At 64.5% G+C, this 25,075-nt stretch carries 19 protein-coding genes; 8 read left to right on the top strand and 11 right to left on the bottom strand.

What is annotated here, in order from left to right; all coding sequences use genetic code 11:
• Window positions 1–206 precede the first annotated feature (206 nt).
• Window positions 207–1,787: an arylsulfatase gene (locus THIMADRAFT_RS08515; RefSeq protein WP_007192605.1), complete on the bottom strand. Its 1,581-nt coding sequence runs from the start codon at window positions 1,785–1,787 to the stop codon at window positions 207–209.
• Window positions 1,788–2,225: 438 nt separating this feature from the next.
• Here THIMADRAFT_RS08515 and THIMADRAFT_RS08510 point away from each other — a divergent pair, with 438 nt between their 5' ends.
• Window positions 2,226–3,308 carry an AraC family transcriptional regulator gene (locus THIMADRAFT_RS08510; protein WP_007192604.1) on the top strand — a complete coding sequence of 361 codons (1,083 nt, stop codon included), beginning with the start codon at window positions 2,226–2,228 and terminating at the stop codon, window positions 3,306–3,308.
• Window positions 3,309–4,020: 712 nt separating this feature from the next.
• Here the strand turns inward: THIMADRAFT_RS08510 and THIMADRAFT_RS08505 are convergent.
• Window positions 4,021–4,281: a hypothetical protein gene (locus tag THIMADRAFT_RS08505; protein ID WP_007192603.1), complete on the bottom strand. Its 261-nt coding sequence runs from the start codon at window positions 4,279–4,281 to the stop codon at window positions 4,021–4,023.
• A gap of 284 nt (window positions 4,282–4,565) precedes the next feature.
• Here THIMADRAFT_RS08505 and THIMADRAFT_RS08500 point away from each other — a divergent pair, with 284 nt between their 5' ends.
• Complete coding sequence (locus THIMADRAFT_RS08500; protein ID WP_007192602.1) at window positions 4,566–5,411, top strand: PA4780 family RIO1-like protein kinase; 846 nt, start codon at window positions 4,566–4,568, stop codon at window positions 5,409–5,411.
• Between the two features lie 94 nt (window positions 5,412–5,505).
• On the opposite strand, the gene THIMADRAFT_RS08495 is transcribed toward THIMADRAFT_RS08500, so the two are convergent.
• From THIMADRAFT_RS08495 to THIMADRAFT_RS08475, 5 genes are all read right to left on the bottom strand, one after another.
• Complete coding sequence (locus tag THIMADRAFT_RS08495) at window positions 5,506–8,655, bottom strand: efflux RND transporter permease subunit (protein ID WP_007192601.1); 3,150 nt, start codon at window positions 8,653–8,655, stop codon at window positions 5,506–5,508.
• The gene (locus THIMADRAFT_RS08490; RefSeq protein ID WP_040730443.1) at window positions 8,652–9,884 is read right to left on the bottom strand and encodes an efflux RND transporter periplasmic adaptor subunit; all 1,233 of its coding nucleotides are present in this window, start codon (window positions 9,882–9,884) and stop codon (window positions 8,652–8,654) included. Before THIMADRAFT_RS08490 ends, THIMADRAFT_RS08495 begins: the two co-directional genes overlap by 4 nt.
• 92 nt (window positions 9,885–9,976) lie before the next feature.
• Window positions 9,977–10,312: an SET domain-containing protein gene (locus tag THIMADRAFT_RS08485; protein ID WP_007192599.1), complete on the bottom strand. Its 336-nt coding sequence runs from the start codon at window positions 10,310–10,312 to the stop codon at window positions 9,977–9,979.
• Window positions 10,313–10,343: 31 nt separating this feature from the next.
• Window positions 10,344–12,725, bottom strand: coding sequence for a Tex family protein (locus tag THIMADRAFT_RS08480; protein ID WP_007192598.1), 2,382 nt, complete (start codon window positions 12,723–12,725; stop codon window positions 10,344–10,346).
• 78 nt (window positions 12,726–12,803) lie between these two features.
• A complete protein-coding gene (locus tag THIMADRAFT_RS08475; protein WP_007192597.1) occupies window positions 12,804–13,019 on the bottom strand; it encodes a hypothetical protein in 216 nt (71 codons plus the stop codon).
• Window positions 13,020–13,159: 140 nt separating this feature from the next.
• Here THIMADRAFT_RS08475 and THIMADRAFT_RS08470 point away from each other — a divergent pair, with 140 nt between their 5' ends.
• The 3 genes from THIMADRAFT_RS08470 to THIMADRAFT_RS08460 all read left to right on the top strand — a co-directional run bounded on the left by THIMADRAFT_RS08470 (window position 13,160) and on the right by THIMADRAFT_RS08460 (window position 16,284).
• Window positions 13,160–13,891 (top strand): 4'-phosphopantetheinyl transferase family protein, encoded by a 732-nt coding sequence (locus THIMADRAFT_RS08470; RefSeq protein ID WP_007192596.1) that lies wholly within the window; start codon window positions 13,160–13,162, stop codon window positions 13,889–13,891.
• A gap of 307 nt (window positions 13,892–14,198) precedes the next feature.
• A complete protein-coding gene (locus THIMADRAFT_RS08465; RefSeq protein WP_007192595.1) occupies window positions 14,199–15,011 on the top strand; it encodes an undecaprenyl-diphosphate phosphatase in 813 nt (270 codons plus the stop codon).
• Between the two features lie 70 nt (window positions 15,012–15,081).
• Window positions 15,082–16,284, top strand: a complete 1,203-nt coding sequence (locus THIMADRAFT_RS08460) for an alkaline phosphatase family protein (protein ID WP_007192594.1) — start codon at window positions 15,082–15,084, stop codon at window positions 16,282–16,284.
• Between the two features lie 193 nt (window positions 16,285–16,477).
• Here THIMADRAFT_RS08460 and THIMADRAFT_RS08455 read toward each other — a convergent pair whose 3' ends face one another.
• The 4 genes from THIMADRAFT_RS08455 to sufB form a co-directional block, all read right to left on the bottom strand.
• Complete coding sequence (locus tag THIMADRAFT_RS08455; protein WP_007192593.1) at window positions 16,478–16,882, bottom strand: SUF system Fe-S cluster assembly protein; 405 nt, start codon at window positions 16,880–16,882, stop codon at window positions 16,478–16,480.
• A 137-nt stretch (window positions 16,883–17,019) separates the two neighbouring features.
• Complete coding sequence (gene sufD, locus THIMADRAFT_RS08450; RefSeq protein ID WP_007192592.1) at window positions 17,020–18,345, bottom strand: Fe-S cluster assembly protein SufD; 1,326 nt, start codon at window positions 18,343–18,345, stop codon at window positions 17,020–17,022.
• Window positions 18,342–19,097, bottom strand: coding sequence for a Fe-S cluster assembly ATPase SufC (gene sufC, locus THIMADRAFT_RS08445; protein ID WP_040730621.1), 756 nt, complete (start codon window positions 19,095–19,097; stop codon window positions 18,342–18,344). Before sufC ends, sufD begins: the two co-directional genes overlap by 4 nt.
• 216 nt (window positions 19,098–19,313) lie before the next feature.
• Window positions 19,314–20,759, bottom strand: a complete 1,446-nt coding sequence (gene sufB, locus THIMADRAFT_RS08440) for a Fe-S cluster assembly protein SufB (RefSeq protein WP_007192590.1) — start codon at window positions 20,757–20,759, stop codon at window positions 19,314–19,316.
• Window positions 20,760–21,079: 320 nt separating this feature from the next.
• On the opposite strand from sufB, the gene THIMADRAFT_RS08435 reads away from it, so the two are divergent.
• The 3 genes from THIMADRAFT_RS08435 (at window position 21,080) to THIMADRAFT_RS08425 (ending at window position 24,955) form a co-directional block, all read left to right on the top strand.
• The gene (locus tag THIMADRAFT_RS08435) at window positions 21,080–22,123 is read left to right on the top strand and encodes a Fe(3+) ABC transporter substrate-binding protein (RefSeq protein ID WP_007192589.1); all 1,044 of its coding nucleotides are present in this window, start codon (window positions 21,080–21,082) and stop codon (window positions 22,121–22,123) included.
• Window positions 22,124–22,221: 98 nt separating this feature from the next.
• The gene (locus tag THIMADRAFT_RS08430; protein ID WP_007192588.1) at window positions 22,222–23,868 is read left to right on the top strand and encodes an ABC transporter permease; all 1,647 of its coding nucleotides are present in this window, start codon (window positions 22,222–22,224) and stop codon (window positions 23,866–23,868) included.
• Window positions 23,852–24,955 carry an ABC transporter ATP-binding protein gene (locus tag THIMADRAFT_RS08425; RefSeq protein WP_007192587.1) on the top strand — a complete coding sequence of 368 codons (1,104 nt, stop codon included), beginning with the start codon at window positions 23,852–23,854 and terminating at the stop codon, window positions 24,953–24,955. Before THIMADRAFT_RS08430 ends, THIMADRAFT_RS08425 begins: the two co-directional genes overlap by 17 nt.
• The last annotated feature ends 120 nt before the right edge of the window (window positions 24,956–25,075 follow it).

Genomic DNA, 25,075 nt, shown 5'->3' with positions numbered 1-25,075 from the left:
GTCCGTCCGCCCGTCAAGGATGGGAGCGGCCCGGCGCTCGCGAATGGACTGAAGGCGAGTATGGCAACAAGGGTCAGCAGATGGCGCATGATCGCTCCTCGGGAAAGTCGTTGGCTGGCTGCCGAGCAGGTGACCTGCGGCGAAGACCCGTTACTGATCCCTTCGCGAGATGGCTTGACATCCCTGTCCGCCGCTCAACCCCGGGATCAGTGCACGCCTGGACTCGTCAATTGCTCCATCACTTGGTCCAGGTTGAAGCTCCCGGCCTTTTGCCTGGGCGGGAAGTCCTTGAAGGTCATGAGGAACTGGCCAACGTAGTCCTTGGCCGCCGACAGCAGGAAGACCCGATCCAGGAACCAGTCGTCATAGGTGTTGGAGGTGACCATACCGCGCTCGTAGGGGTCGCGACGCAGGTTCTCGAGCAGCGGCACGCGCAGGTGCACGAAGGGCTCGCGCCAGGACTGGAAGGTCGCCTCCGCGCGCTGTTCCAGGAAGATCGCCTTCCAGTCGCCGTAGCGCAGGGCGGTCATATCGCCGTCGTCGGAGAAGTAGAAGATCTCCTTACGCGGGCTGTCCTGCACCGCGCCGGTCAGCATCGGCAGGATGTTGTAACCGTCGAGGTGGACTTTGTAGTCGCGCCCGTTCGCCTGGTAACCGGTGAGGAGCTTCTCCTTGATGTTGGGCTCGCCCGCGATGGCCAGGAAGGTCGGCGTCCAGTCCATGTGGTGGACGATCTGGTTGTTCCAGGTGCCGGGCTTGATGTGCCCCGGCCAGCGCACCATCGCGGGCACGCGCCAGCCGCCCTCCCAGTTGGTGTTCTTCTCGCCGCGGAAGGGTGTCATCGCCGCATCCGGCCAGGTGTTCATGTGCGGGCCGTTGTCGGTGGAGTAGAAGACGATGGTGTTGTCGGCGATCCCCAGTTCGTCGAGCTTCTTCAGGAACTTGCCGATGTGCATGTCGTGCTCGACCATGCCGTCGGAGTATTCGTCCTGCCCCGAGATGCCGCGCAGCTCGTCCTTGACGTGGGTGCGAAAGTGCATGCGGGTGCCGTTCCACCAGACGAACCAGGGCTTGCCGGCCTTGGTCTGCTCCTCGATGAAACCGAGCGCGCGGTCCGAGGTCTCGTCGTCCACCGTCTCCATGCGCTTCCTGGTCAGGGGGCCGGTGTCCTCGATCCGCTGGGTGCCGTCCGGCAGTGCCCAGGAATGGATGACGCCGCGCGGGCCGTAGCGCTTGCGGAACTCGGGATCCTTCGGATAGTCCTCGTTCTCGGGCTCTTCCTCGGCGTTGAGGTGATAGAGGTTGCCGAAGAATTCGTCGAAACCGTTGTTGGTCGGCAGCATCGAATCCTGGTCGCCCAGGTGATTCTTGCCGAACTGCCCGGTCGCATAGCCTTGTGCCTTCAGGAGGCCTGCGATGGTCGGGTCCTGGATCTGCATGCCCTCGGCGGCGCCCGGCATGCCGACCTTCGAGAGCCCGGTGCGGAACACACTCTGGCCGGTGATGAAGGACGAGCGCCCGGCGGTGCAGGACTGCTCGCCGTAGTAGTCGGTGAAGGTCATGCCTTCAGACGCGATGCGGTCGATGTTGGGGGTTTGATAGCCCATCAGCCCATGGGTGTAGGTGCTGATGTTCGACTGGCCGATGTCGTCGCCCCAGACGACCAGGATGTTGGGTTTGTCTGCCGCCCCCGCTAAGGACAGGGCTCCGAGCGCGGTCAGGGTCAGGCCGAGGGCGCCGAGTAAGCGGTGACGGCGGTGCCGCTGCGGATCCTCTGTTTGCATCATGTGAATCCTCTCTGGGTTCAGGTTGAGCACGGTTGCGGTTGAGATTCGCCAGCGGCCGAGCTCGGTCACATTCGATCGTCAACTTTCATGAGGGAGATCGGTGGGCCTCCCTCCGGGTGCTTGAACGACAGCACTGGTTGGGAGAGTCTCTTGTGTACGAAAACGAAGAGACTGGATTCTCGTGCCACACCTCGGCAGGGCTCGCTTTCTGCTCAGCGTTGACGCCGGTGCCCATGAAGGGGCTGCGATGCCGTCGGTTTCGGCATCGTCCGGTTCTATCTCGGATGTCGGGAGCTGCTGAGCAGAGTGCGCCAAGGTCGCGCTTGCGGGCTTGTTGACCGATCCGACGCGGCACCGGGCAGTCTCCGCAGGACACCGAGGCGGAGAATAGGCTATCGTTTCGCTGGGCCGCTATTCGATTTGCGAAGAGAGAAGGAAATGGGCGCAGTGCTTTCGGGCACAGCTTCGGCTGGGATCGATCTGAAGGACAGGCGGGGCACCCCGTTGGCGTTGGCCGGCATCCAGGACAGCGACGATCCCTGCTGCTGGGAGCGTAGCGCCCAGCCCTGGGAGGTCATCGGCACCCCGATCGGCAGCGGACCCTTTCGGATCCGCAAGGTCTTCCTCGCTACGCCCAACTGCATTCTTTACCGAGAGTCGTGCGCGACCCGGATTCGGGTTCAGGCGCTCTCGCCCGAGGGGATGCTCGCCTGCGCGGTACCGGTCAAGCTTGGCGGTCAGACCTCGTACTTCAGACGGCCATTGCACGAGCGCGGGTTGCCCGCCACCCTGCCCACGGGGCTGGAGGCGGTGCTCGACGAGGGCCAAGAGCATCTGCTGTTCCTGGTGCAGCGGTCGCTGCTGCGCCAACACCTACCCCCGGAGCAGGTGGAGCTGCTGGAGGCCAGGGCCGCGGCACGCGTGCTGCCCGCCTGTGCCGAGACAGTCCGGGGCCTGGGCCTTTGGATGAACGGGCTCCTGGCGCGCGTGCATGGGTCGCCGGAAATGCTCCGGTATCCCGCCGCCGTGCTCGCCCTGGAGCGGGAGCTGGTGCGGGGATTTGCGGCGCGCGTCCTGCCGACGGAGTGGCGCACCTTGCCGAAGCCGAAGACCCAGCGGTTGCGCGGCTACGACCGCGCGATCGAGGCGATTCGCTACGCCGACCTGACGACTTTGGAGCTTGGCGGTTTGTGCGCCGCGGCCGGGGTGAGCGCCCGCGCCCTGGAGTACGCCTTTCGCAAGAATCTGGGTGTCTCCCCGGGGGTCTTCATGCGGCAGCTGCGCGTCCATGCCCTGCGCCGAGCCCTGCTCGCCAGCGCCGCGGGGGAATCGACGGTCACCGATCTCGCCTATCATCTGGGGTTCACCCAGCTTGGTCGCCTGGCTGCTCACTACCGCAGTGTCTTTGGTGAACCACCCTCCAGCACCCTCGCCCGCCCCTTCCCGGGCGATCACCCGCCCTTCTGGACGGGGCACTCAGGCGGCGGGACAAGAGCGGCCGTGGGCAACACTTTCCCGTAGCGAGCGCTCCTTTCGGGCTTTTTGTCTCTTCCGCCACTGTCTCCCGGTACGCCTTGACCGCCCGCCGTATTGCTGGGAAGTGCCGGGCAATCGGGCAGCTCTGTGCCAGGCCCCTGGCTGGGCGCGCCTGGTCGGCCTCGGTGAGCCGACCGGCGAACACCAGCTCGGCGCCGCTGGTGGTCCCTCGCACGATCGGTCCGCTGTGAGCAACGTTACAACGGCGCATCGACAAAGCCGACTCCGAGATTGTGCCGACAGGGGCGCCACGCATCTTCGTCGCCGATCGCGCGGAAGCGATCTTGCTTCAGACCATGCATCGCCGGTGCGAGAGACGAGGGTTATGACTTTTGTCCCTGGACTAAAGCGAATTGAGCCGCCGCAGGAGCGCGTCGGCCGGGCGTCAGGTTCAGGTCGATTCCGGGCCGTCGCGATACTTGAGCCACGTGACCGCTGATCGGGCTCGAGGACCACTTCGTGTCATCGCGGGAGAACCTCTTGCTATCCCCAACCCAATCAGCGCGGTGCCGATGCACCGCCGCCGGCCTGCCATGTGCGTAGGTACGGCGCAGTTTTGGGTGCCTTCCGTCTCCGGAGTCCACGATGAGCCAGGCCGCCAAGAAAAACAGCCGCCTGAATATTCGCTACGACGAGCTCAGCCGACAGCTGCCGGACAAGGCGGCCGGCTAGGCACAGGCCAACGCAAGCTTCCCCGCTATCCACGATCAGCCACCCTGGGCAGGATGCCGTTTCGCACCAATACACGATGGATCTTGCGAGCGGTCTTGGCTAGACGCGATAGGTCTGCAAGACTTGGCCGGTCGCCCTCGGCGAGCCGCTGCTGCCAGGCCTCCAGCTCTCCCTCCAGATAGTCCAACAGCTTCTGCGAGCAACCGGCGCAATCACCGCTGCAGACGCGCGCATCATCCGCGTCGAACGGGATCGCTGCGCGCACCTCGTCGATAAGGTGTCGCATGGCGGTTCGGGAGTCCGGTTTCACGATGCTCTTGCGCTTCGAATGCGTAACCTGTCGTGGAGAGACGCCGGCACAGTCAGCCCGGGCCAACGTGTTAATCTTGGCCTTGGCCCTTCCGATCGAGCCCTCCGCCCGCGCCGTCGGGTCGAGCGTCCGTCGCAATTCCCGGTCATCAACTCAACGCGTATCGCTCGAACGCCATCGGCGGTCATTCGGGCGTCGAGAAACTGCTCTTGGGCGGCGCCGATTTCGCCCGGACTTTGCCATTTCACACCAGGATGTCTATGAAGATTCCAAAGCGTCTCGAACCCTTGGTCCGCGACGGTCTCATCGACGAGGTGATCCGTCCGCTCAAGAGCGGCAAGGAGGCCGCCGTCTATGTGGTGCATGCCGATGGCGCGGTGCGCTGCGCCAAGGTCTACAAGGAAGCAAATCAGCGGGGTTTTCACAAGCAGGTCTTATACAGCGAAGGCCGTAAGGTGCGAAACAGCCGGCAGGCGCGGGCGATGGCGAAAGGCTCGCGATACGGACGCCAACAGCAGGAGGACGTTTGGCAGAACACCGAGGTCGACGCACTCTACCGCTTGGCCGCTGCGGGTGTGCGTGTTCCAAAGCCTCACCTCTATGTCGAGGGCGTCTTGTTGATGGAGCTGGTCACCGACGACGAGGGCAATGCAGCGCCGCGGCTCAATGATCTGGACCTGACGGGCGAGGACGCGCTTCGGTACCACGGGATCCTACTCAAGGATGTGGTGCGCATGCTCTGCAGCGGGATCGTGCACGGCGATCTCTCGGAATTCAACATCCTGGTCGATCAGGATGGTCCCGTGATCATCGATCTCCCGCAAGCGGTCGACGCGGCGGCCAACAACAATGCCGCGCGAATGCTGGAGCGCGATGTCGGGAACCTGGCGGCCTACTTCGGTCAATTCGCCCCGGAGCTGCTCTCGACGAGCTACGCGAAGGAGATCTGGTACATCTACGAAACCGGCGCCTTGACGCCGGAGATCACGTTGACCGGGCACTTCAAGGGCGCCAACAAGGAAGCCGATATCGAAGGCATCATGCGTGAAATCAACGATGCACGCGAGGATGCGATCAGGCGTCGCCAAGGGCGCGAGGAGGCATGACCGGCGATTCGTACGGATCGACCTGAACCGGCGCATAGCGCCGGGAGAGGCACGACACCGCCGCAGCGGTGTCGCGTACGCCACCCGAGAAGGGTCACGCCGGTGCCGGGTCCGACCTGAACAACCGGCCCAGACGTCCATGAGCACTGTCGTGGATCGAGAGCAATGCCGGAATCACGAGCAGAACCAAGAGGGTCGCAAACCCGAGTCCGAAGGCGATCGAGGTCGCCATCGGGATCAGGAATTGGGCCTGAACGGATTTCTCGAACAGGAGCGGCGTCAGGCCGGCGATCGTGGTCAGCGAGGTCAAGAGTACGGCCCGCAGGCGCTGGCAGGCGGCCTCGACGAGGGCATCGCGGCTGGCGACCCCTTGGTCGAGCTGCTCCTGATAGAACTTGACCAGGATGATCGAGTCGTTGATGACGATCCCGGACAGACCGAACATCCCGAACAGCGAGAGGATGGTGACATCGATGCCGATCAGCCAATGCCCGAAGAGCGCACCGGTCAAACCAAACGGGATCGCGGCCATGACGACCAACGGCCAGCCGTAGGACGAGAAAACCCACGTCAGGATGATATAGATCAGAACCAAGCCGAGAACTAAACCTTTGCGCATGTCCCCCAGGGTCTCGCGCTGGTCGGCGGATCGCCCCTCGAAGGAGTAGCTGATCCCGTAGTTGGCCTCGAGCTCCGGCAGGGTCGAGGCGATCAGCCCTTCGATGATGGTCCCGGCATTGTTGACGTCGGAGTCGACGTCCGCCGAGACCTCGACCGCCAACTTGCCCTCGGCATGACGCAGGATCTCGAAGCCGCGTTGCGAGCGCCATTGCGCGACCGTCGTCAGCGGCACCGAGGTTCCGTCGGAAAGGCGGATATTCATGCGCTCGAGCGTGCCGAGGCGCTCGCGCTCGGCCCTCGGGAGCTTGACACGAACCTCGACCTCGTCGGCACCGTCTTGGAAGATCTGGACCAGCTGCCCCTCGAAGGCGGTCCGCAGCTGAGTTCCCAACTCGGCGACCGTGAGCCCGAGCGCCTGTCCGGCGGGGGTCAGCGAGTAGATGATCTGCTCGCGCCCGAAGGCCATGTCGTCCTCGACGGCCGTCACGCCCGAGATCCCTTTCAGAACCTCGGAGATGTCGAGCGCCGCGTCCTTGAGCGTCGTAGCATCCGCACCGAAGAGCCGTACCGTCAGGTCTCGTCCGGGCGGACCGGCGCGCCGCGAGGCGATGGTGAAGCCCTCGAGTCCGGCCGGCAGCTCGATACGCTCCTGCCAGGCCCGAATGAACTCCTCGTTGCGCACATCGCGCGCATCGGGCGCCACCAACTCCACCTGCAGGGCGCCGAGCTGATCCGCGGAGGAGCCGCTACTGTCGCCTTTGGAGCCGTGCAGCGCGATCGCCAGGTTGACCAGCTTGCCCTGATCGAAGGCCCGTTCGGTCTCCCACAAGGTCTCGTCGAGGTGCTCCAAGAGTGCATCGACCCGCGCGCGCGGTGTGCCGGCGACAAAGGTCGCGTTTGCCGTGACGATCTGACCTTCCGGCGTCGGGAAGAACACGAAACCCAAGCGCCCGCCGGCCAGGAGGCCGACAGCGATCATCAAGGCCGCTACGGCACCGGCAATGGTCGCGAAACGATGGTGGACGGCGACCGTCACCAGAGGCCGGAACAAGCGGTCGCGAAAGTATTCGAAGCCCCGGTCCAAGCGTGCACGCAGCGAGTCCGGCTTGACCTTGTGCGAGTGCACGAAGGCGCTGCGCAGATGCCCGGGCAGTACCAGCATGCTCTCCAAGAGCGAGGCAAGGATGACGGCGACGATCACCAAGGGAATCACGTTCAGGATGTTGCCGATGACGCCGCCGACCAACATCAGCGGGAGGAACGCCGCGATGGTCGTCAGCGAGGACGCAACCACCGGCGCGAGCATCCGGCGCACCCCGCCCTCGGCCGCGAGGAGCGGATCCTCGCCCATCTGATGATGGGCCATCGCATCCTCCCCGACCACGATGGCATCGTCCACGATGATGCCCAGCGCCATGATGAGCGCGAAGAGGCTCATCATGTTGATGCTGCCGCCGGCGAGATAGAGGATGAAGAGGGTCGCCATAAAGGACACCGGGATCCCCCAGGCGACCCAGAAAGCGACTCGACCGCTCAAGAAAAGAAAGAGGATCGCCACGACCAAGACGAGACCACCGGCCCCGTTGGTCACCAGCAACATGATGCGGTCGCGGATCAACTCCCAGGAGGCATCGTAGACGACCAGCTCGACCCCGGGCGGAAGCAACGGACGCGTCTCGGCGAGCCAGGTGTCGAGCGCCTTGGCCGCGGCGAGCGAGTTGCCCGTCTCGGCGCGCTGCAGGATCATCTCGACCGCGGGGCTTCCGTTCATCGAGAGCCGCAGGGTCGCGTCGCGCGGCACCCGTTCGATCTCGGCGATATCCCCGAGCTGCAGATTCAGGGTTTCCTCGGTCTTGATGGGGATCTGCGCGAACTCGAGCGCGTCACGACGCTTGTCCAGGCTGCGCAGCTCGCGCGTCGCCTCGCCCCGACCGATGGCGCCGGCAGGAAGATCGCGGCTGAATGCACCGACCCGCTCGCCGATCTGCGGCAGCCCCAGGCCCAGCTCTTCGAGCTGCGCCTGGTCGACCTGGATGCTGATCTCCTCCAGCGGCAACCCGCGGATCTCCACCTTGTCGATACCGTTTTCGAGCAGCTCGGACTCGAAGCGGCGTGCCAGATGGCGGAGCTCGTCCGGGCGTTCGAGCCCGGTCAGAACCAGCCGGGCGACCGACTCGTAGCGCGTGACCAACGCCACCTCGGGCTTCTCGGCGTCCTGAGGAAGGTTGCGGAAATCATCGACCAGGCGGCGGACCTGGTCCAGGGCCAGCAAGGGGTCCACTCCCTCGTTGAACTCGAGCGTGATCGACGAAATACCCTGCGTCGACGTGGAGGTCATCTTGCGCAGCTCGTCGACCGAGCGCAGACGCTGTTCGAGTGGATTGGTGATGCCGTCCTCGATGTCCTCCGCACTCGCACCCGTCCAGACCACTCGCACCGTCACCAGGTCCAGGTCGAAGTTCGGGAAGAACTGAACGTTCAGGCGATCCAGCGCGAAGATCCCGCTCAGGATCATGATCGCCATCAAGAGGTTGGCCGCGACCTTGTGGTGGGCAAAGAGGCCGACGATGTCGTTCTGATGCCCCTTGACCACCTTCTCCTTGGCGGGTTTGCTGTTCGTCACTGCACCGTCTCCACCCGCAGCCCGTCCACGGCATTGGGCATATGGGTCACGATGAGGCGATCTCCCGTCGCGAGATCCGGTGCCTGAACCAGAAGACGTTCCTCGCCGCCATCGGTAAACCAACTGCCCAGACTGCGCACGGGTACGCCCTTCATACGGCCGTCGACGAGCTTGTAGACGCGATCGCCGCCGTAGACGGCACCGAAGGGGGCCGGCACCACGTCCTCCTGCGGCGGACGGTCCAGACGCAACGAGATCATCTGCCCGGCGCGGAGAAGACCGGCTTCGTCCTCGACATCGAAGAGTCCGTCGATCCCGCTCGCGCTCGCCTCGCCGGCGAGGCGCTCCAGGGAGAGCTGCACGGGACGATCCCCGACGGTAGCTGTCGCGGGCAGTCGTCCCTCGGCCTGAAGCGAGGCGGCCAACTCCGCTTGGAAGGGCGCCGGGATCCGCGCGCGGACCTCCAGGCTATCGATCGCGTAGAGCGTGAGCAGGACATCGTCCTTGCGCACCTGATCGCCGGCCGTGACCGAGACGTCGGCGATGATCGCATCGTAGGGCGCGACCACCGGTGCGCGCTCGAGCTCCAACGCGACCTCCTCGAGCCGCGCCCTGGCGCTCGCCAGTCTCGCCTCGAGCGCGCGTTCGCGCGCCGCGAAATCCGCGATGCTCATCTCGCGGTTGCTCACGGCCAACATCTGGCGGGCCAATTCCTGCTCGGCGATATCCAGGTCGTTTTGGGAGCCGACCTTCTGCTTGGTCAGCTGCGAGGCCCGCTCGACCCCGTCTTGTGCGATCGCGAGCAGCTTGCGCTCCTGCTCGAGCGCGGCGAGATCGGTCTCGTGCTTGGTGCGCTCGCTCTCGACCTGGGCCTCGAGCTCGTCGATCTGGGCCTGAGCCTGTGCGAGACGGAAGCTGAAGTCACGGGGATCGAGCTCGACCAAGAGCTGTCCCGCCTCGACGCGATCGCCCTCGCGCACCAGCACTCGAGCCACCCGCGCCTGTGCCGAGGCCGCCGCACGCAGAAGGTCCGGCGTCTCGACGCTCCCGTAAAGCTCGAGCCCGGGCGAGAGCCGGCGCGGCTCGACCGTTTCGGCCTCGACTCGCCAAACGCGCTCGACGATCTCCGCGGGCGCACGCTCCGGGCGGGTCTGCTTGAGGTACTGAAAGACTCCGAAACCGACGGCGAGGATCAGGAGGGGCAACAAAAACTTGGTCAGGCGGTTCACGGCGACTCGCGGGGTGACTGCTAGGGTGCGTAGTGTCGGGGCGAGACCCGTCCAAAGCAACTCGATCCGAACAACTCGCCGAGACCGAATGGTCAGCCGCCGCCGTAGTCGAAGGTGATCTCTTCGTCGATCGCGATCGCACGACGGGCATAGAGATCGAATCCGTCGAACTCCGCGTTCGGATCGTCGCTGTGGTTCAGCCAGCGCAGAAGATTGCGACCCTCGCGAGCGGTCAGGACGTTGCCCTCGGTGTCGTAGGCCCACAGCACGTAGGTGCCGTCGCGGTCCACCTCCGTGCCTTCGTACCTCCCGATAAAGTCGCCGCTGCGCAACGCGATCTTGGCGAAGCACCCTTGGCCATGAATCGCGGAGGCCGCGCGGTAGACCCGCGTGCGCAACAGATCGTCGGCGGAGGAGGAGCGGCCCATCGTGGCCGTCGCCTTGTAGCGATGTGGCGACTCAGCTGCGCTTGGCCTTGGCGAAGGCATCCGCCATGGTCCCGCCGCCGGGGGCCGCCGCGGGCGCAGGCGCCTTGGCGCGCGTCGCAGCTCGCCCGCCGGGCGCCGGGCGTGCCTCGGCCGAGCGACCGGTCCGACCATGCGTGTCTTGCGGTCTCGGGCGCGGCTCTCGACCCTGCGAGCGGCTCTCGGATGTCTCGCCGGCCGCACGCTCGGACGCGACATCGCCCAGACGCATGCTGAGCGCGATGCGTTTTCGAGCAAGATCCACCTCCATCACCTTGACCTTGACCAAATCGCCGGACTTGACCACGGCATGTGGATCCTTCACGAAACGATCGGCCAGGGCGGAGATGTGCACCAAACCGTCCTGGTGGACCCCGATGTCCACGAAGGCGCCGAAGTTGGTCACGTTGGTGACGGTGCCCTCCAGGATCATGTCGGGCTTGAGATCCTTGAGTGTCTCCACTCCCTCTTTGAGTTGGGCGGTCTTGAACTCGGGCCGCGGATCGCGGCCGGGTTTTTCCAGCTCGGCGAGGATGTCTTTCACCGTCGGCAGACCGAAACGCTCGTCCGTGAAGCGGGCGGGATCCAGGCGGCGCAGGGTCGCACTGTCGCCGATCAGGGCGGTGATGGGCTTGCCGGTCTCCGCGAGGATGTTGCGCACCAACGGATAGGCCTCCGGGTGAACGGCAGAGGCATCCAGCGGTTCGTCGCCGTCGCGCACCCGCAGGAAGCCTGCACTCTGCTGGAATGCCTTCTCGCCGAAGCGCGGGACCGCCATCAGGCGCTTGCGGTTGGAAAAGGCCCCGTTGGTTTCGCGAAACTGGACGATATTCTCGGCCAGGGTGCGGTTGAGTCCGGAGACCTGCGTCAGGAGCGGCACGGAGGCGGTGTTCAGATCCACCCCGACGGCGTTCACGCAGTCCTCCACCACGGTATCCAGGGCGCGCGCAAGTCTGGGCTGGTTCACGTCGTGCTGGTACTGGCCCACACCGATCGCCTTGGGCTCGATCTTCACCAGCTCGGCAAGCGGATCCTGCAGTCGGCGTGCGATCGAGACCGCGCCGCGCAGCGAAACATCGAGCTCGGGCAGCTCCTTGGAGGCGAATTCGGAGGCCGAATAGACCGAGGCGCCCGCCTCGCTCACGACGAGCGAGCGCAGTCCGAGCTCCGGATGCCTCTGGATCAGCTCGCGCACCAGCCGGTCGGTCTCGCGCGAGCCGGTCCCGTTGCCGATGCTCACGAGCTTCACCCCGTGCTCCTTCGCCAACAGGGCAAGACGCGCGATCGAGGCATCCCATTGGTTCTTCGGCACATGGGGATAGATGGTGTCGGTCGCCGCCACACGCCCGGTGCCGTCGACGATGGCGACCTTCACCCCGGTACGCAATCCGGGATCCAGCCCGAGCGTCGGTAGCCGGCCCGCCGGGGCGGCCAGCAGGAGCGCCTTGAGGTTGAGCCCGAAGACGCGGATCGCCTCCTCTTCGGCCGCCTCGAGCATGCGCCCCTTGAGCTCCAAATCGAGACGCGTGAGCAGCTTGATCCGCCACGTCTTTCGCACCGTCTCGATCAGCCAGTCGTCGGCCGGGCGCCCGGCCTGACGGACCCCGAAGCGCGAGGCGATCAGACCGCGACAGACGGCATCCGGATCATCGCCCTCCCCGGCCAACAGCTCCAGGTGCAGGACGCCTTGGTTGCGCCCGCGAAACAAGGCCAGCGCGCGATGCGACGGAATGCGTGCGAGGGGCTCGCGATAGTCGAAATAATCCGAGAACTTATTGCCCTCTTCTTCCTTGCCCGCCATGACCTTGGAGACCAGGATGCCCTTCTCCCAGAGGTGATCGCGCAGACGTCCGGTCAGCTCGGGATCCTCGGCGAAACGCTCCATCAAGATCTGACGCGCGCCTTCCAGGGCGGCTGCGATATCCTCCACGCCCTTGGCGGAGTCCACATAGGAGGCCGCGTACGAATCGGGCGACAGGCTCGGATCCGCAAGCAACGCGTCGGCCAAGGGCTCGAGCCCCGCCTCGCGCGCGATCTGGGCCTTGGTGCGCCGCTTGGGCTTGAAGGGCAGATAGAGGTCTTCGAGACGCTGCTTGGTCTCGGCGCCGACGATCTCGGCTTGGAGCTCGGGCGTGAGCTTCCCCTGCTCCTCGATGCTCTTGAGCACGGTCGCGCGACGCTCGTTCAAATCGCGCAGATAGACCAGGCGCTCTTCGAGCAAGCGCAGCTGGATATCGTCCAGCCCTCCGGTGGCCTCCTTGCGGTAACGCGCGATGAAGGGCACGGTCGCACCCTCGTCGAGCAGTCGGATGGCGGCCTCGACCTGCTCGGGTCGAGCGGCTAGCTCCTGGCTGAGGGTCCGGGTGATGTCGGTCATGCGCGATGGGTTCCGATGCGGCGGATCAGGATGGATGGCGGCGGGAGCATACACCCCCGGCGCGAAGGGTGCAGACTCTCACGGCGGCGGCAGCCGGCAGGCATCGCCGTAGACGGCCATGATCTGCTTGAGCTCGCGCAGAAGGATGTTTCGCTCCTCTTCAGTCAGATCACGCGTCTCGGGCAATTCTGCCCCGGCCTCCAAGGCGGCGATATCTTGCCTGACCTGCCTGCAACCCTTGCTGCACACGGCCTCGATACGCGCATCGACACGACATTGCTCGAGAGTCTGCAAGACCCTAGCCTCCAGCGGTGAGCGAGTTGATCCGACACGCGCGCCTCGACTCGATCGCCGGCGTCCCGACCGAGATCGACGCACCCTGTTTGCCGGGATTTCGTCGATTATAGGAAGATTGAGGATAGAGGTCACAACGCATGTCGATGCAAAGACTGGATGACGAGGGTGCGATGACGCCCCCCCCGACGCTCGAGTGGACCGACGGGACGATCCGATACGAGATCGGATCGGGTGAGCTGCATCTGTGGCGGATCCGCACCGATGCAGACGGGACCGACCTCTCGTACGGGCTGAGCCTGCTCGGGGATGGTCAGCGCGAACGCGCATCGAGGATCCGTCATGCACCCTATCGCGAACGCTATATCCGCGCCCATGCCGGACTGCGTGAGATCCTCTCGCGCTATCTCGACGCATCGCCGAGGTCGCTCCGGTTCGCCTACGGCCCGGCCGGCAAGCCCGCACTCGCCGACGCAACCGTGCCGATCTCGTTCAACTTGACGACGACCGGCGATCTGGCCTTGGTTGCCATCTGCGCCGGGGCCGGACGGAGCGCCGATGTCGGTGTGGACTGCGAGTGGATCCGCCCGCGTCACAGTATCGAAGCCGTGGCGCAACGCATGTTTGCCCCCGAGGTGTTGCAGACCCTTGCATCGGCTCCGCAGGACGAGCGTCTCGCTTGCTTCTACCGCGCCTGGACCGCACTCGAGGCGGATGCCAAGGCCGACGGTCGAGGACTCTTTCGACCCCGACCCGCCGGCGCGCAACCGCCGGCGGTTTTGCATTGCATCCCGGAGACGGGCTATATCGCCGCGGTCGCGCGCGAGACCCTGCCGCCGGTGAAGGACTGGTCGACATTCGATCTGCTCTAAACCGCACCCGGAGCGATAGGCGTCGTTTGTTGGATTGGCTTGGCCGCGCCGGCTCCGACACGTGTTGGAGCCGGCGCGGTTTAGGCCGGTAGGGTGGACGAGCAAGAGCGAAGTCCACCGAGTCTTGCGTCGGCGCCGGCACTTGGTGGACTGCGCTGCGCTTGTCCACCCTACGGTGCTTGTCCTCCGTGCGCTGCGCTCCGCGCCGTGGCCGGATTGATCAGCAAGCCCGACGTCGTCGATCGGCAGCGAAAGGGCCGGGCCGCCGCGTATAATCCGGGCCTTCAATCCCGAGGAGCGCCGTTCGTTGGAAACCATTCAGATCGTCTTACTTGCGTTCGTTCAGGGCATTACCGAGTTCTTGCCGATCTCGAGCTCGGGACATCTGATTCTGACACCGCTGCTGTTCGGCTACGAGCTGCAGAGTCTCGCCTTCGATGTCGCGTTGCATTTGGGTACACTCGCCGCGGTGATGCTCTATTTCAGGCGCGAGATCGTGACCATGACGATCGCCGTGCTGCAGTCGTTGCGCACACGCCGATTCGACGCACCCGATGCCCGCCTCGGCTGGATGATCATCCTCGCCACCCTGCCTGTGGTCCTGCTTGGCCTGCCGCTGAAGTCCGTGCTCGAGGTCTTGCGCGACGACCCGACCCTCGTCGCCCTGGTGGTTGCGGCCACCAGTATCGGCTTCGGATTGCTGCTGTGGTGGGCGGACTTCAGCGGAAAACGTGCGCGCGACGAGTACAGCCTCGGCTGGAAGGCGGCCCTGTTCGTCGGCGTCATGCAGGCGATCGCGATCATTCCGGGGACCTCGCGCTCGGGCATCACCATCACGGCGGCGCTCATGCTCGGACTGACCCGCAAGGCGGCCTCGCGCTTTTCGTTCCTGCTCGCGATCCCGACCATCATCATGGCGGGCGGGCTGGAAACGCTCGACCTGCTGCAGGCCGGCGAGCCGGTCGACTGGATGTCGTTGTTGCTCGGAGCGGCCCTGTCCTTCGTCTTCGCCTACCTGACCATTCACTACTTCCTAAAATTCATCGAACGCATCAGCATGCTGCCCTTCGTGATCTACCGGATCCTGCTGGGCGCCGTCATCCTGATGCTGGTGTGGTGATCCGCGACGAGGCTCGAAGCCGAGATCGCAACGGCCTTGACCGACCAACACGCAACGGGGGGGTGGAATCATGGTCAATCCCCGGCCAGCGGAAGCGACCGCGACGGCACGACCGGACTACGACGGCGGCGGCATCGTCAATCTGATGAGCAGCATCATCCAGGCCCGCGGCGGGCGATCCGACGCCCCGAGCCTGCGCGATCTGCCGACGGATGAGCTGGCGCAAGCCACCAACCTCATTCTGCTGGTGATCGACGGCCTCGGCGCCGATTGGCTCGCCAGGCAATCACCGGACGGGATCCTGAGCCGAGCCCGACGCGCGATCCTCACCTCGGTCTTTCCCTCGACGACGGCGGCGGCGATCCCGACCTTTCTGACCGGCGAGGCGCCGCTCGCACACGGGCTCACCGGCTGGCATACCTATCTCGGCGAGCTCGGATGCGTGATGACGGTGCTGCCGGGCACGCCACGCTTCGGCGGTGTCCCGTATCGAAAGGCCGGGATCGATCCGGTCAAGCTCTTCGCAAACACACCGATCACCGACCGGATTGCCACCCGCAGCATCCTGGTCTCGCCGGCGCATATCGCCCGGTCGGACTTCAACCGCGCGCACCTCGGACGCGGCGAGCTGGCGACCTTCAAGGGATTGCGCGACATGTTCGTGCGAACCGCGGGGGTTCTCCGCGGCTGGGGGCGGCGTCGACGTGAACCCAAGTACCTCTATCTTTATTGGCCGCGATTGGACGCCATCGGTCACGAGCAGGGCATGGAGAGTCCGGCCGCATTGGCCCATCTTCGCGAGATCGAGCAGGAGATTGCGTCCTTCATGCACGAGATCGCCGGTACGGACACCGTGCTGCTGATCAGCGCGGATCACGGGCAGTTGGATACGCGGCCCGCGGACACGATCGATCTCGCCGATCATCCCGAGCTTGAAACCCATCTCTTACTTCCGCTGTGCGGAGAGCCTAGAGCGGCTTTTTGCTATCTGCGATCTGGACATGCGGACGCCTTTCGCGATCATTGCAGCGACGTCCTGGCGGACCGAGTCGATCTGGTGGCGAGCGCGCAGCTCGTCGAGGAGGGTTTTTTCGGCACCGGAAAGCGACATCCGCGGTTCATGGAGCGCGTCGGGGATGTCTGCCTGCTTCCGAGGGGCAACGGGGTGATCCGACAGTGGCTGCCCTTCGAGCAGCCACATCGGCAGATCGGGGTCCACGGCGGGCTCAGCGACGCCGAGCTTCGGGTGCCCTTGTGTCTATTGCGCACTTAAACCGCGCTTGGCGCAGTGTGTGACAGTTCTGGATGGGATCGGGCCCGCAGACTTGACGAACGTTGGAGTCTGCGTGGTTTAAGATATCGAAAATATTCAATTTTAAACCGCGTTCCCACTACGGAATGCAGGTGCACCGAACGTCGAGCTCACTCGAAAGTAAGCCATTCGCTCCGGACGCGGTTTAGCGCCGTCACATCAACCCGAGCTGGAGACGCGCCTCGTCGCTCATGTTTGTCTGGCTCCAGGGCGGATCCCACACCAGCTCGACCTGAACCAGGCCGACGCCCTCGACCCTCGAAACGGCATCCTTGACCATGATCGGCATCATGCCGGCGACCGGACAGGCCGGCGCGGTCAGCGTCATGTCGATCGACACATCGCCCACCGGGGAGATGTCGACCCGGTAGATTAGGCCCAAGTCATAGATATTGATGGGTATCTCGGGGTCCTGCACCGTGCGAAGCGCTTCGATGATCGGCTCGCGCAGCTCCTCGGCGTTCATCTGCTCGACCGCGACATCCTCCGTCAGCACGGCCGAATTCGCACTTTCCTCGTCGTGCTTCCCGAAGCCGGCGAAGCGGGCCAGTCTGTTCATGCTCGACCTCTTGACTACAATTTCCGGTTAAACCGCGTCCGGTGCGACATGCGATGCTTTCGTTCGACTCGGTCCTCGCGGAGCCTATTGCCTCCATGAACGTCGCCGCGTCCATCGAAGACTACTGCGAACGCGGTTTAGGTTAATGGAGCTGTTTCGAGTCGACGCCCGACCTCCTCCGAAACCACCTCGCGCAGTGCATCGCTCTGCAATGCATCGATGATCTCCTCGGCGAATCCCATGCAAAGCATGCGCCGCGCGAGCGGCGCGGAGATGCCGCGCGAGCGCAGATAGAACAGCTTCTCGGGCTCGATTTGGCCGACCGTCGTGCCGTGGCTGCACTTCACATCGTCGGCGTTGATCTCGAGCTGCGGCTTGGTATCGATCTCCGCATTCTGGGACAGCATGAGATTCTTGTTCGACATGGCCGCGTCGGTCTTTTGCGCATCCTTGGCTACAACGACACGCCCGTCGAACACCGCCCGGCCCTTGCCGTAGAGGATGCCCTTGAAGGTCTCGCGGCTCGAGCACGACGGAACCGCATGATCCACGTCGATGTGGTAGTCCATCAATTGACGGTCGCCCGCCAGATAGAGCCCCTGCAGGTCGCATTCGGCGTGTTCGCCTCTGAAGCGGGTGACCAGATCGGTCCGCGCCCAGGCAGCGCCCAGGCCGACGTTGACGCCGACATAACGGCTGCCGGCGTCCTGGCTCAGATAAAGGCCCGTGATATGGAATGCATTCGGACTCTCGATCTGGATTCGGTCGTGCTTCAGCACCGCGTCCCGCCCGAGCGACAGCTCCAACACCGAGTTGGTGCAGTAGAGCGACTCGCCGAGACTCACGTACCGCTCGATCAGGCTCGCCTGCGCGCCGTCGGCAAGCGCGACCAAATGGCGGGGCTGTGCAACCCGCGGCTCGTCCATGCCGACGGAGAGATGGATCAGCTCGATCGGCCGTTCCAGGACGGCACCGCGGTCGAGCAAGACCACCAGGCCGTCGTCCAGGCCCGCCGTGTTCAGGGCTGCAAATAAAGGCTGACTCTCGCCGGCGACGCCGTTGAGTCGCTCGCGCAGGGCGTCGGGATCGCTTGCGAGCAGGGCCCGTAGACCGGTGACGCGAACCCCCGGGGGGAGGTCGCCGAGTGCCGACAGCGAAGGCGTATAACGTCCGTTCACCATCACCACGCGATGGCTATCCAGCCCCGGTATCAGCAACTCCTCGATGTCGTGCAGCTGCAGCGCGGTGACCTCGTCCTCCACACGCGCAAAACCCTGCTCGATCAGTCGCTTCAGACTGGTATAGCGCCACGCCTCCTGTTTGGTTCCCGGCACGCCTTGCTCGCGCACCTGGTGGAGTGCGCTGCGCCGCTGCGCCTCGAGCCAATCGAGCCCGGCGCCGGCCTCGCCATCCGCACGCGCGGAGAGCCAGGTGTCGAAGCTGGTGGGCGCCGCGCCGTTCATGCCGCCTGCTCCTGCTCGAGGATCCAGCCGTAGCCCTTCTCTTCGAGCTCCAGCGCCAGCTCTTTGCCGCCCGAGCGGATGATTCGTCCTTTCGCCAGGACATGCACTCGATCGGGCTCGATGTAGTCGAGCAGGCGCTGGTAGTGAGTGACGACGATCATCGAGCGCTCGGGGCTGCGCAGTGCATTCACGCCGTCGGCCACCACGCGAAGCGCATCGATGTCCAACCCGGAATCGGTCTCGTCGAGGATAGCAAGCTTGGGCTCGAGCAGGGCCATCTGGAAGATCTCGTTGCGCTTTTTCTCGCCACCCGAGAATCCGGCGTTGACCGCGCGTTTCAGCAGAGAGTCGTTCAGATGCAGGATCTTCAGCTTTTCTTTGATGAGGCGCAGAAACGACACCGCGTCCAGCTCGCTCTCGCCGCGGGACTTGCGGATGCTGTTGAGTGCGGCCTTGAGGAAGTAGGTGTTGTTGACCCCGGGCAGCTCGACCGGGTACTGAAATGCCAGGAAGAGGCCCAGATGCGCGCGCTCCTCGGGCTCGAGCGCGAGCAGGTCTTGCCCTTCGAAGGTGACCGAGCCGGCCGTGACCTCGTAGCCTTCGCGTCCCGACAGCACATGCGAGAAGGTACTCTTTCCCGAGCCGTTCGGGCCCATGATGGCGTGGATCTCGCCTGGACCGACCTCCAGATCCAAGCCCTTCAAGATCTCGTTTTCACCGACATTGGCCCGCAGGCCCTTCACAGACAACATCATTAAGTCTCCTGATCGATCGCGTCCGGCGCAACATGCTCGATCTTTTGATCGGATCGACTAGAGAGCCAGTCGATAAACGTCCGAGCTGACGCGATCGATGTATTTAATTTCGTTTCAAGGTCTTGAACCGCGTCGCGCGAAGGGCGTTGATCGCCGCGAGACCGAACAAATGCACGAAGCGTGCATGATCATCCGAACGCGGCTCAACAAGGTTCAACCGACGGCGCCTTCCAAGCTGATACTCAAGAGCTTCTGTGCCTCGACCGCGAACTCCATCGGCAGCTCGTTGAAGACCTCTTTGCAGAAGCCGTTGACGATCATCGAGACCGCGTCTTCCTCGGTGAGTCCGCGCGAGCGGCAGTAGAACAGCTGATCGTCACTGATCTTCGAGGTGGTTGCCTCATGCTCGAGATTCGCGCTCGGGTGCTTGACCTCGATGTACGGAAAGGTGTTCGCGGTGCACCGGTCCCCGATCAGCAGAGAGTCGCACTGGGTGTGATTGCGCGCACCCTCGGCCCGCTGACTGATCCGCACCAGGCCGCGATAGGTCTGCTGACCCTCGCCGGCGGAGATCCCCTTGGAGACGATGGTCGAGCGGGTGTTGCGCCCGAGGTGGATCATCTTGGTGCCGGTATCGGCTTGCTGACGGCCCTTGGTGACGGCCACCGAGTAGAACTCGCCGATCGAGTCGTCGCCGCGCAGGATGCAGCTGGGATATTTCCAGGTGATCGCGGAGCCGGTCTCGACCTGAGTCCAGGAGATCTTGGAGCGCGCACCGCGACAATCTCCGCGCTTGGTGACGAAGTTGTAGATGCCGCCACGGCCTTCGGCGTCGCCTGGATACCAGTTCTGAACCGTCGAGTACTTGATCTCGGCGTCGTCCATGGCGATCAGCTCGACAACCGCGGCGTGGAGCTGGTTCTCGTCGCGCTGGGGCGCCGTGCAACCTTCGAGGTAGCTGACGTAGCTCCCGGCCTCGGCGACGATCAGGGTTCGCTCGAACTGACCCGTGTTGCGTGCATTGATCCGAAAGTAGGTGCTGAGCTCCATCGGACAGCGCACCCCCTCGGGAACATAGACGAAGGTGCCGTCGCTGAAGACCGCTGCGTTGAGTCCGGCATAGAAGTTATCGGTATGCGGAACAACCGAGCCCAGATATTTCTGAATCAGCTCCGGATGCTCGTGGACCGCCTCCGAGATGGAGCAGAAGATCACGCCCGCATCCGCCAACGCGGAACGGAAGGTCGTGGCGACGGAGACGCTGTCGAACACTGCATCGACGGCAATCCCGGCGAGCGCCTTTTGCTCCTCGATCGGGATGCCGAGCTTCTCGTAGGTCTCGAGCAAGGCGGGGTCGATCTCGTCGAGGCTCTTGGGCATGTCTTCAGGGCGCTTCGGGGCCGAGAAGTACGAGATCGATTGGAAATCGATCGGCGGATAATGGACCGAGGCCCAGTGCGGCGTCGGCATGGTCAACCAATGCCGATAGGCCTTGAGCCGCCACTCGGTCATGAACTCAGGTTCGCCCTTGCGGGCGGAGATGGCACGCACCACCCCTTCGTCCAGACCGGGCGGCAGGGTATCGGACTCGATCTCGGTCACGAAACCATGCTCGTACTCGGATCGGACGATATCGTCGACAGCTTGGGTTGAGGTCATCTCTCCTGGCTCCGTTTTCTTGAGCGTTTTACTGGGTATTTACTATACGCCCTTCGCTGCGGGTTTCAATATCCCGCGGGACTTCCGGAACGCATCGGGATCGGTTTGGCGAGGCTCTCGCCGCCTCTGATGTCCGAGCACCGCGCCCGGGTTTCAAGTGCATCCGCGCGGCCACTAAAACAACAGCGCGATTATATTCGAATTTTCGCAATACATTCAGGGTGGACTTGTTAATGCGAACGGTTCCCATTATTCTGTTCGCGACACGAAAACGCGTCACGACCCCAGACCACAGTCGGCCCGACAGGAGGCCCAACCGCATGAAACCATCAAGCTATCTCATCTCATCGATCACCGGCGGGATCGCCGCGGCGCTCCTCTTCGCCCTCCCGCCGAGCGTTGCCGCGGCCGAAGAAGAGGTCAACCTCTACTCGGCACGCAAGGAAGAGCTGATCAAACCCTTGCTGGACCGTTTCACGGAGCAGACCGGCATCAAGGTCAACATGGTCACGGACAAGGCCGAGACCTTGCTCAAGCGCCTCGAGAGCGAGGGGATCAACTCGCCTGCCGATCTGCTTGTAACGGTCGATGCCGGCAACCTCTATCGCGCCAAAGCGGCCGGGGTGACCCAGCCGATCGACAGCGACGTGTTGATCGAGGCGATCCCGGAGGCCTATCGCGATCCCGAGGGGCACTGGTTCGGTCTGTCCCTGCGCGCGCGCCCCATCCTCTATGTCGAGGGTAAGGTCGATCCGACCAGCCTCACGACCTACGAGGCGCTCGCCGAGCCCCAGTGGAAGGGTCGTATCTGCATCCGCTCTTCCGACAATGTCTATAACCAGTCAATGGTTGCCTCCATGATCGCCGCCGACGGGGTCGAGGCCACCGAGGCGTGGGCGAAGGGCCTGGTCGCCAACATGGCGCGTCCGCCCAAAGGCGGCGATCGTGATCAGATCGCGGCAGCGGCGGCCGGGCAATGCGACATCGCAATCGCCAACACCTACTATCTCGCCGGGATGCTGAGCTCCGGTGATCCGAGCCAGATGTCCGCGGCGGAGGCGGTCCGGGTCTTCTGGCCCAATCAGGACGGGCGCGGAGCCCACGTCAATGTCAGCGGCATCGCCATGACCGGCGCTGCCAAGAACAAGGAGGCGGCGATCAAGCTCGCGGAATTCCTCGTCGGCCCGGAGTCTCAGGCCTGGTATGCGGAGGTCAACGGAGAGTACCCCGTCGTCCCCGACGCTCAGGTCAGCGACCTTCTGCGCTCCTGGGGCGACTTCAAAGCCGACGACATTCAACTCTCCAAACTCGGCGAGCTCGGCCCGGATGCCGTGCGTCTGATGGACCGCGCCGGCTGGAAATAGACGCGCGACCGTCCGAGACGCGATAATGGGGGCTGGCCGGCCTCTCGTGCCGGCTATCCCCAACCCCGGAGGCAGTCCTTTTCCAAGATGAGGCGATCGTGAGCACGCAGGGGCGCCGAGGGTTATGGTCGGCGAACATCGTCGCGATCGCGCTCTTGACCGGCCTGCCGGTGCTCGTGATCGTCGGCTTCGTCCTGATCCCCGCCGGCGATGTCTGGCAGCACCTCGTCGACACGGTTCTCGCCGACTATGTGCTCAATACCCTGCTGTTGATGCTCGGCGTGGCGGTCGGAACCCTGATCGGCGGCGTCGGCACGGCCTGGCTGACGAGCATGTGTCGCTTTCCGGGACGCGGCCTGTTCGAGTGGGCGCTGATCCTGCCCATGGCGATGCCCGCCTACATCATCGCCTACACCTATACCGGCATGCTCGATTTCGCCGGACCGGTTCAGAGCACGCTGCGCGACTGGACCGGCTGGGGTTTCGGAGACTATTGGTTTCCCGAGATCCGTTCACTGGAAGGGGCCGCCACGATGCTCGCCCTGGTCCTGTACCCTTATGTTTATTTGCTCAGCCGAGCCGCCTTTCTCAGCCAGTCGATCTGCGTGCTCGACGTCAGCCGCACGCTCGGGAATGGCCCCTGGCGCACCTTCTTCTCGGTCGCCCTGCCCCTGGCACGCCCCGCCATCGTCGCCGGGCTGACCCTGGCCCTGATGGAGACTCTGGCCGATTACGGTACGGTGCAGTATTTCGGCGTTCAAACCTTCACGACCGGGATCTTCCGCACTTGGTTCGGTCTGAACAACGCGGCAGCCGCGGCCCAGCTCTCGGCGATGCTGCTCGGCTTCGTCCTGGTGTTGATCGCGTTGGAACGGATCTCGCGCAGCCAAGCGCGATACCATGATACCGGTCGGCGGCATCAATCGATCCGCCGTTACCACCTGACCGGCTCGCGTGCCGCCGCAGCCATCGTCTTTTGCTTGATTCCGCTGATGTTCGGGTTCCTGATCCCCGCCGGACAGCTTGCAACCTGGGCACTGACGATCGCCGATGGCGCCTACGACGCCGCCTTCTGGCGCCTCGTGCGCAACAGTCTCGAGCTCGCAGCCATCGCCGCGTTCATCGCCTTGCTGCTCGCGCTGCTGCTGGGCTACGGCAAACGGCTGCATCCGACCCGAACGGTCACGGCGGCCGTGAAGGTCGCGGGTCTCGGTTACGCCATTCCCGGGACGGTGATCGCCATCGGCGTCATCATCCCCTTCGCCTGGTTCGACAATACATTGGACGCCTGGATGCGCCGCACCTTCGACGTCTCCACCGGCCTGTTGCTGAGCGGAACCCTGGCCGCACTGATCTTCGCCTACCTGACGCGCTTTCTGGCCGTTTCACTGCAGACGGTCGAGGCGGGGCTCGGGCGCATCCGCCCGTCCATGGACGAGGCCGGTCGGGCGATGGGCTATCGACCGGACCAGGTCTTGCGGCGCATCCACATCCCGATGCTCAGGGGCAGTCTGCTCACCGCGGTGCTCCTGGTCTTCGTCGACGTGCTCAAGGAGCTTCCGGCGACCCTGATCCTGCGACCCTTCAACTTCAACACCCTCGCGGTACGCGCCTACGAGCTGGCCTCCGACGAGCGCTTGGCCGACACCGCGCCTGCCGCGCTGACCATCGTGCTTGCAGGCTTGGTTCCGGTTATCCTGCTGAGCCGTTCAATCACCAAGTCCCGCAATGCCGACACAGCTTGAGGTCAGAGACGTCAGCGTCGCTTATGGCGACACCAGGATCGTGCACGATGTGTCCTTCGTCCTCGAGCAAGGCATCATCGGGTGTCTGCTCGGGCCGAGCGGCTGCGGCAAGACGACCTTGCTGCGCGCTATCGCCGGGTTCGAGCCGGTCAGCGGCGGCGAGGTCCTGCTGCACGGACGTCGCGTCTCGGTTCCCGGCGACACCCTCCCCCCGGAGCAGCGGCGGGTCGGCATGGTCTTTCAGGACTTCGCCTTGTTCCCGCACCTCACGGTCGCACGCAACGTCGCGTTCGGGCTGCGCGGACTCAAACGGGTCGAGCGGGAGCGTCGTGTCGCGGAGCTCCTGGATCTGGTCGACCTGCGTCAAGCCGCGTCCCTGTATCCACACGAGCTCTCCGGAGGCATGCAGCAGCGGGTCGCCCTCGCCCGCGCCATGGCGCCGCGCCCCGACATCCTGTTGCTCGACGAGCCCTTTTCCAGCATGGACGCGGAGCTGCGCGAGCAGCTCGCGCGCGAGGTCAGGAATCTACTCAGACGCGAGGGCGTCACAGCGATCCTCGTCACCCACGATCAGCTCGAAGCCTTCGCCATGGCCGATCAGATCGGCGTGATCGCCAACGGCGAGATCCGTCAATGGGGAACCGGGTTCGGCCTCTACCACGAGCCTGCCGACCGCTTCGTTGCCGGTTTCATCGGCCAGGGCGTCTTACTCCCGGCGGTCGTCGTGGACGAGACACGCGTGAAGACCGAGCTGGGACGCGTCGCGGGTAGCAAACCGCATGGTCTTTTGCCCGGAACAACGGCGGAGGTATTGATCCGACCGGACGATATGCTCTACGACGAAACGAGCCCGAGGCGCGCTGTCGTCGTGGAACGCTCCTTTCGCGGCGCCGAATACCTCTACCAGCTCAGGTTGGCGAGCGGCACCGAGGTCCTGTGCTTGGTCCCGAGCCATCATCAGCACGCGGTCGGGGATGAGATCGGGATCCGTCTCGAAGCCGATCACCTCGTCGTCTTTCCCTGCACGGGCGGCGAGCCGGATGCGCCGGAAGACGTGGCGACGAGCTGTCCTCCGGCGCGAACCTGACCCGCAAATGGACGCGGATCAAGGCAATCGGGTACAGCTTGCGCTCGGTGCACTCAGCCGCTTCGGCCGCCCTTCTTCGCCTTCTTCTCCGCACGTTTTTCCTTCATGTTCTTCAACGGC

The sequence above is a fragment of the Thiocapsa marina 5811 genome (assembly GCF_000223985.1).
In the GTDB taxonomy this organism is placed as follows: domain Bacteria; phylum Pseudomonadota; class Gammaproteobacteria; order Chromatiales; family Chromatiaceae; genus Thiocapsa; species Thiocapsa marina.
The sequence above is the reverse complement of the archived record's forward strand: the minus strand, read 5'-3'. Positions and strand labels throughout refer to the sequence as shown.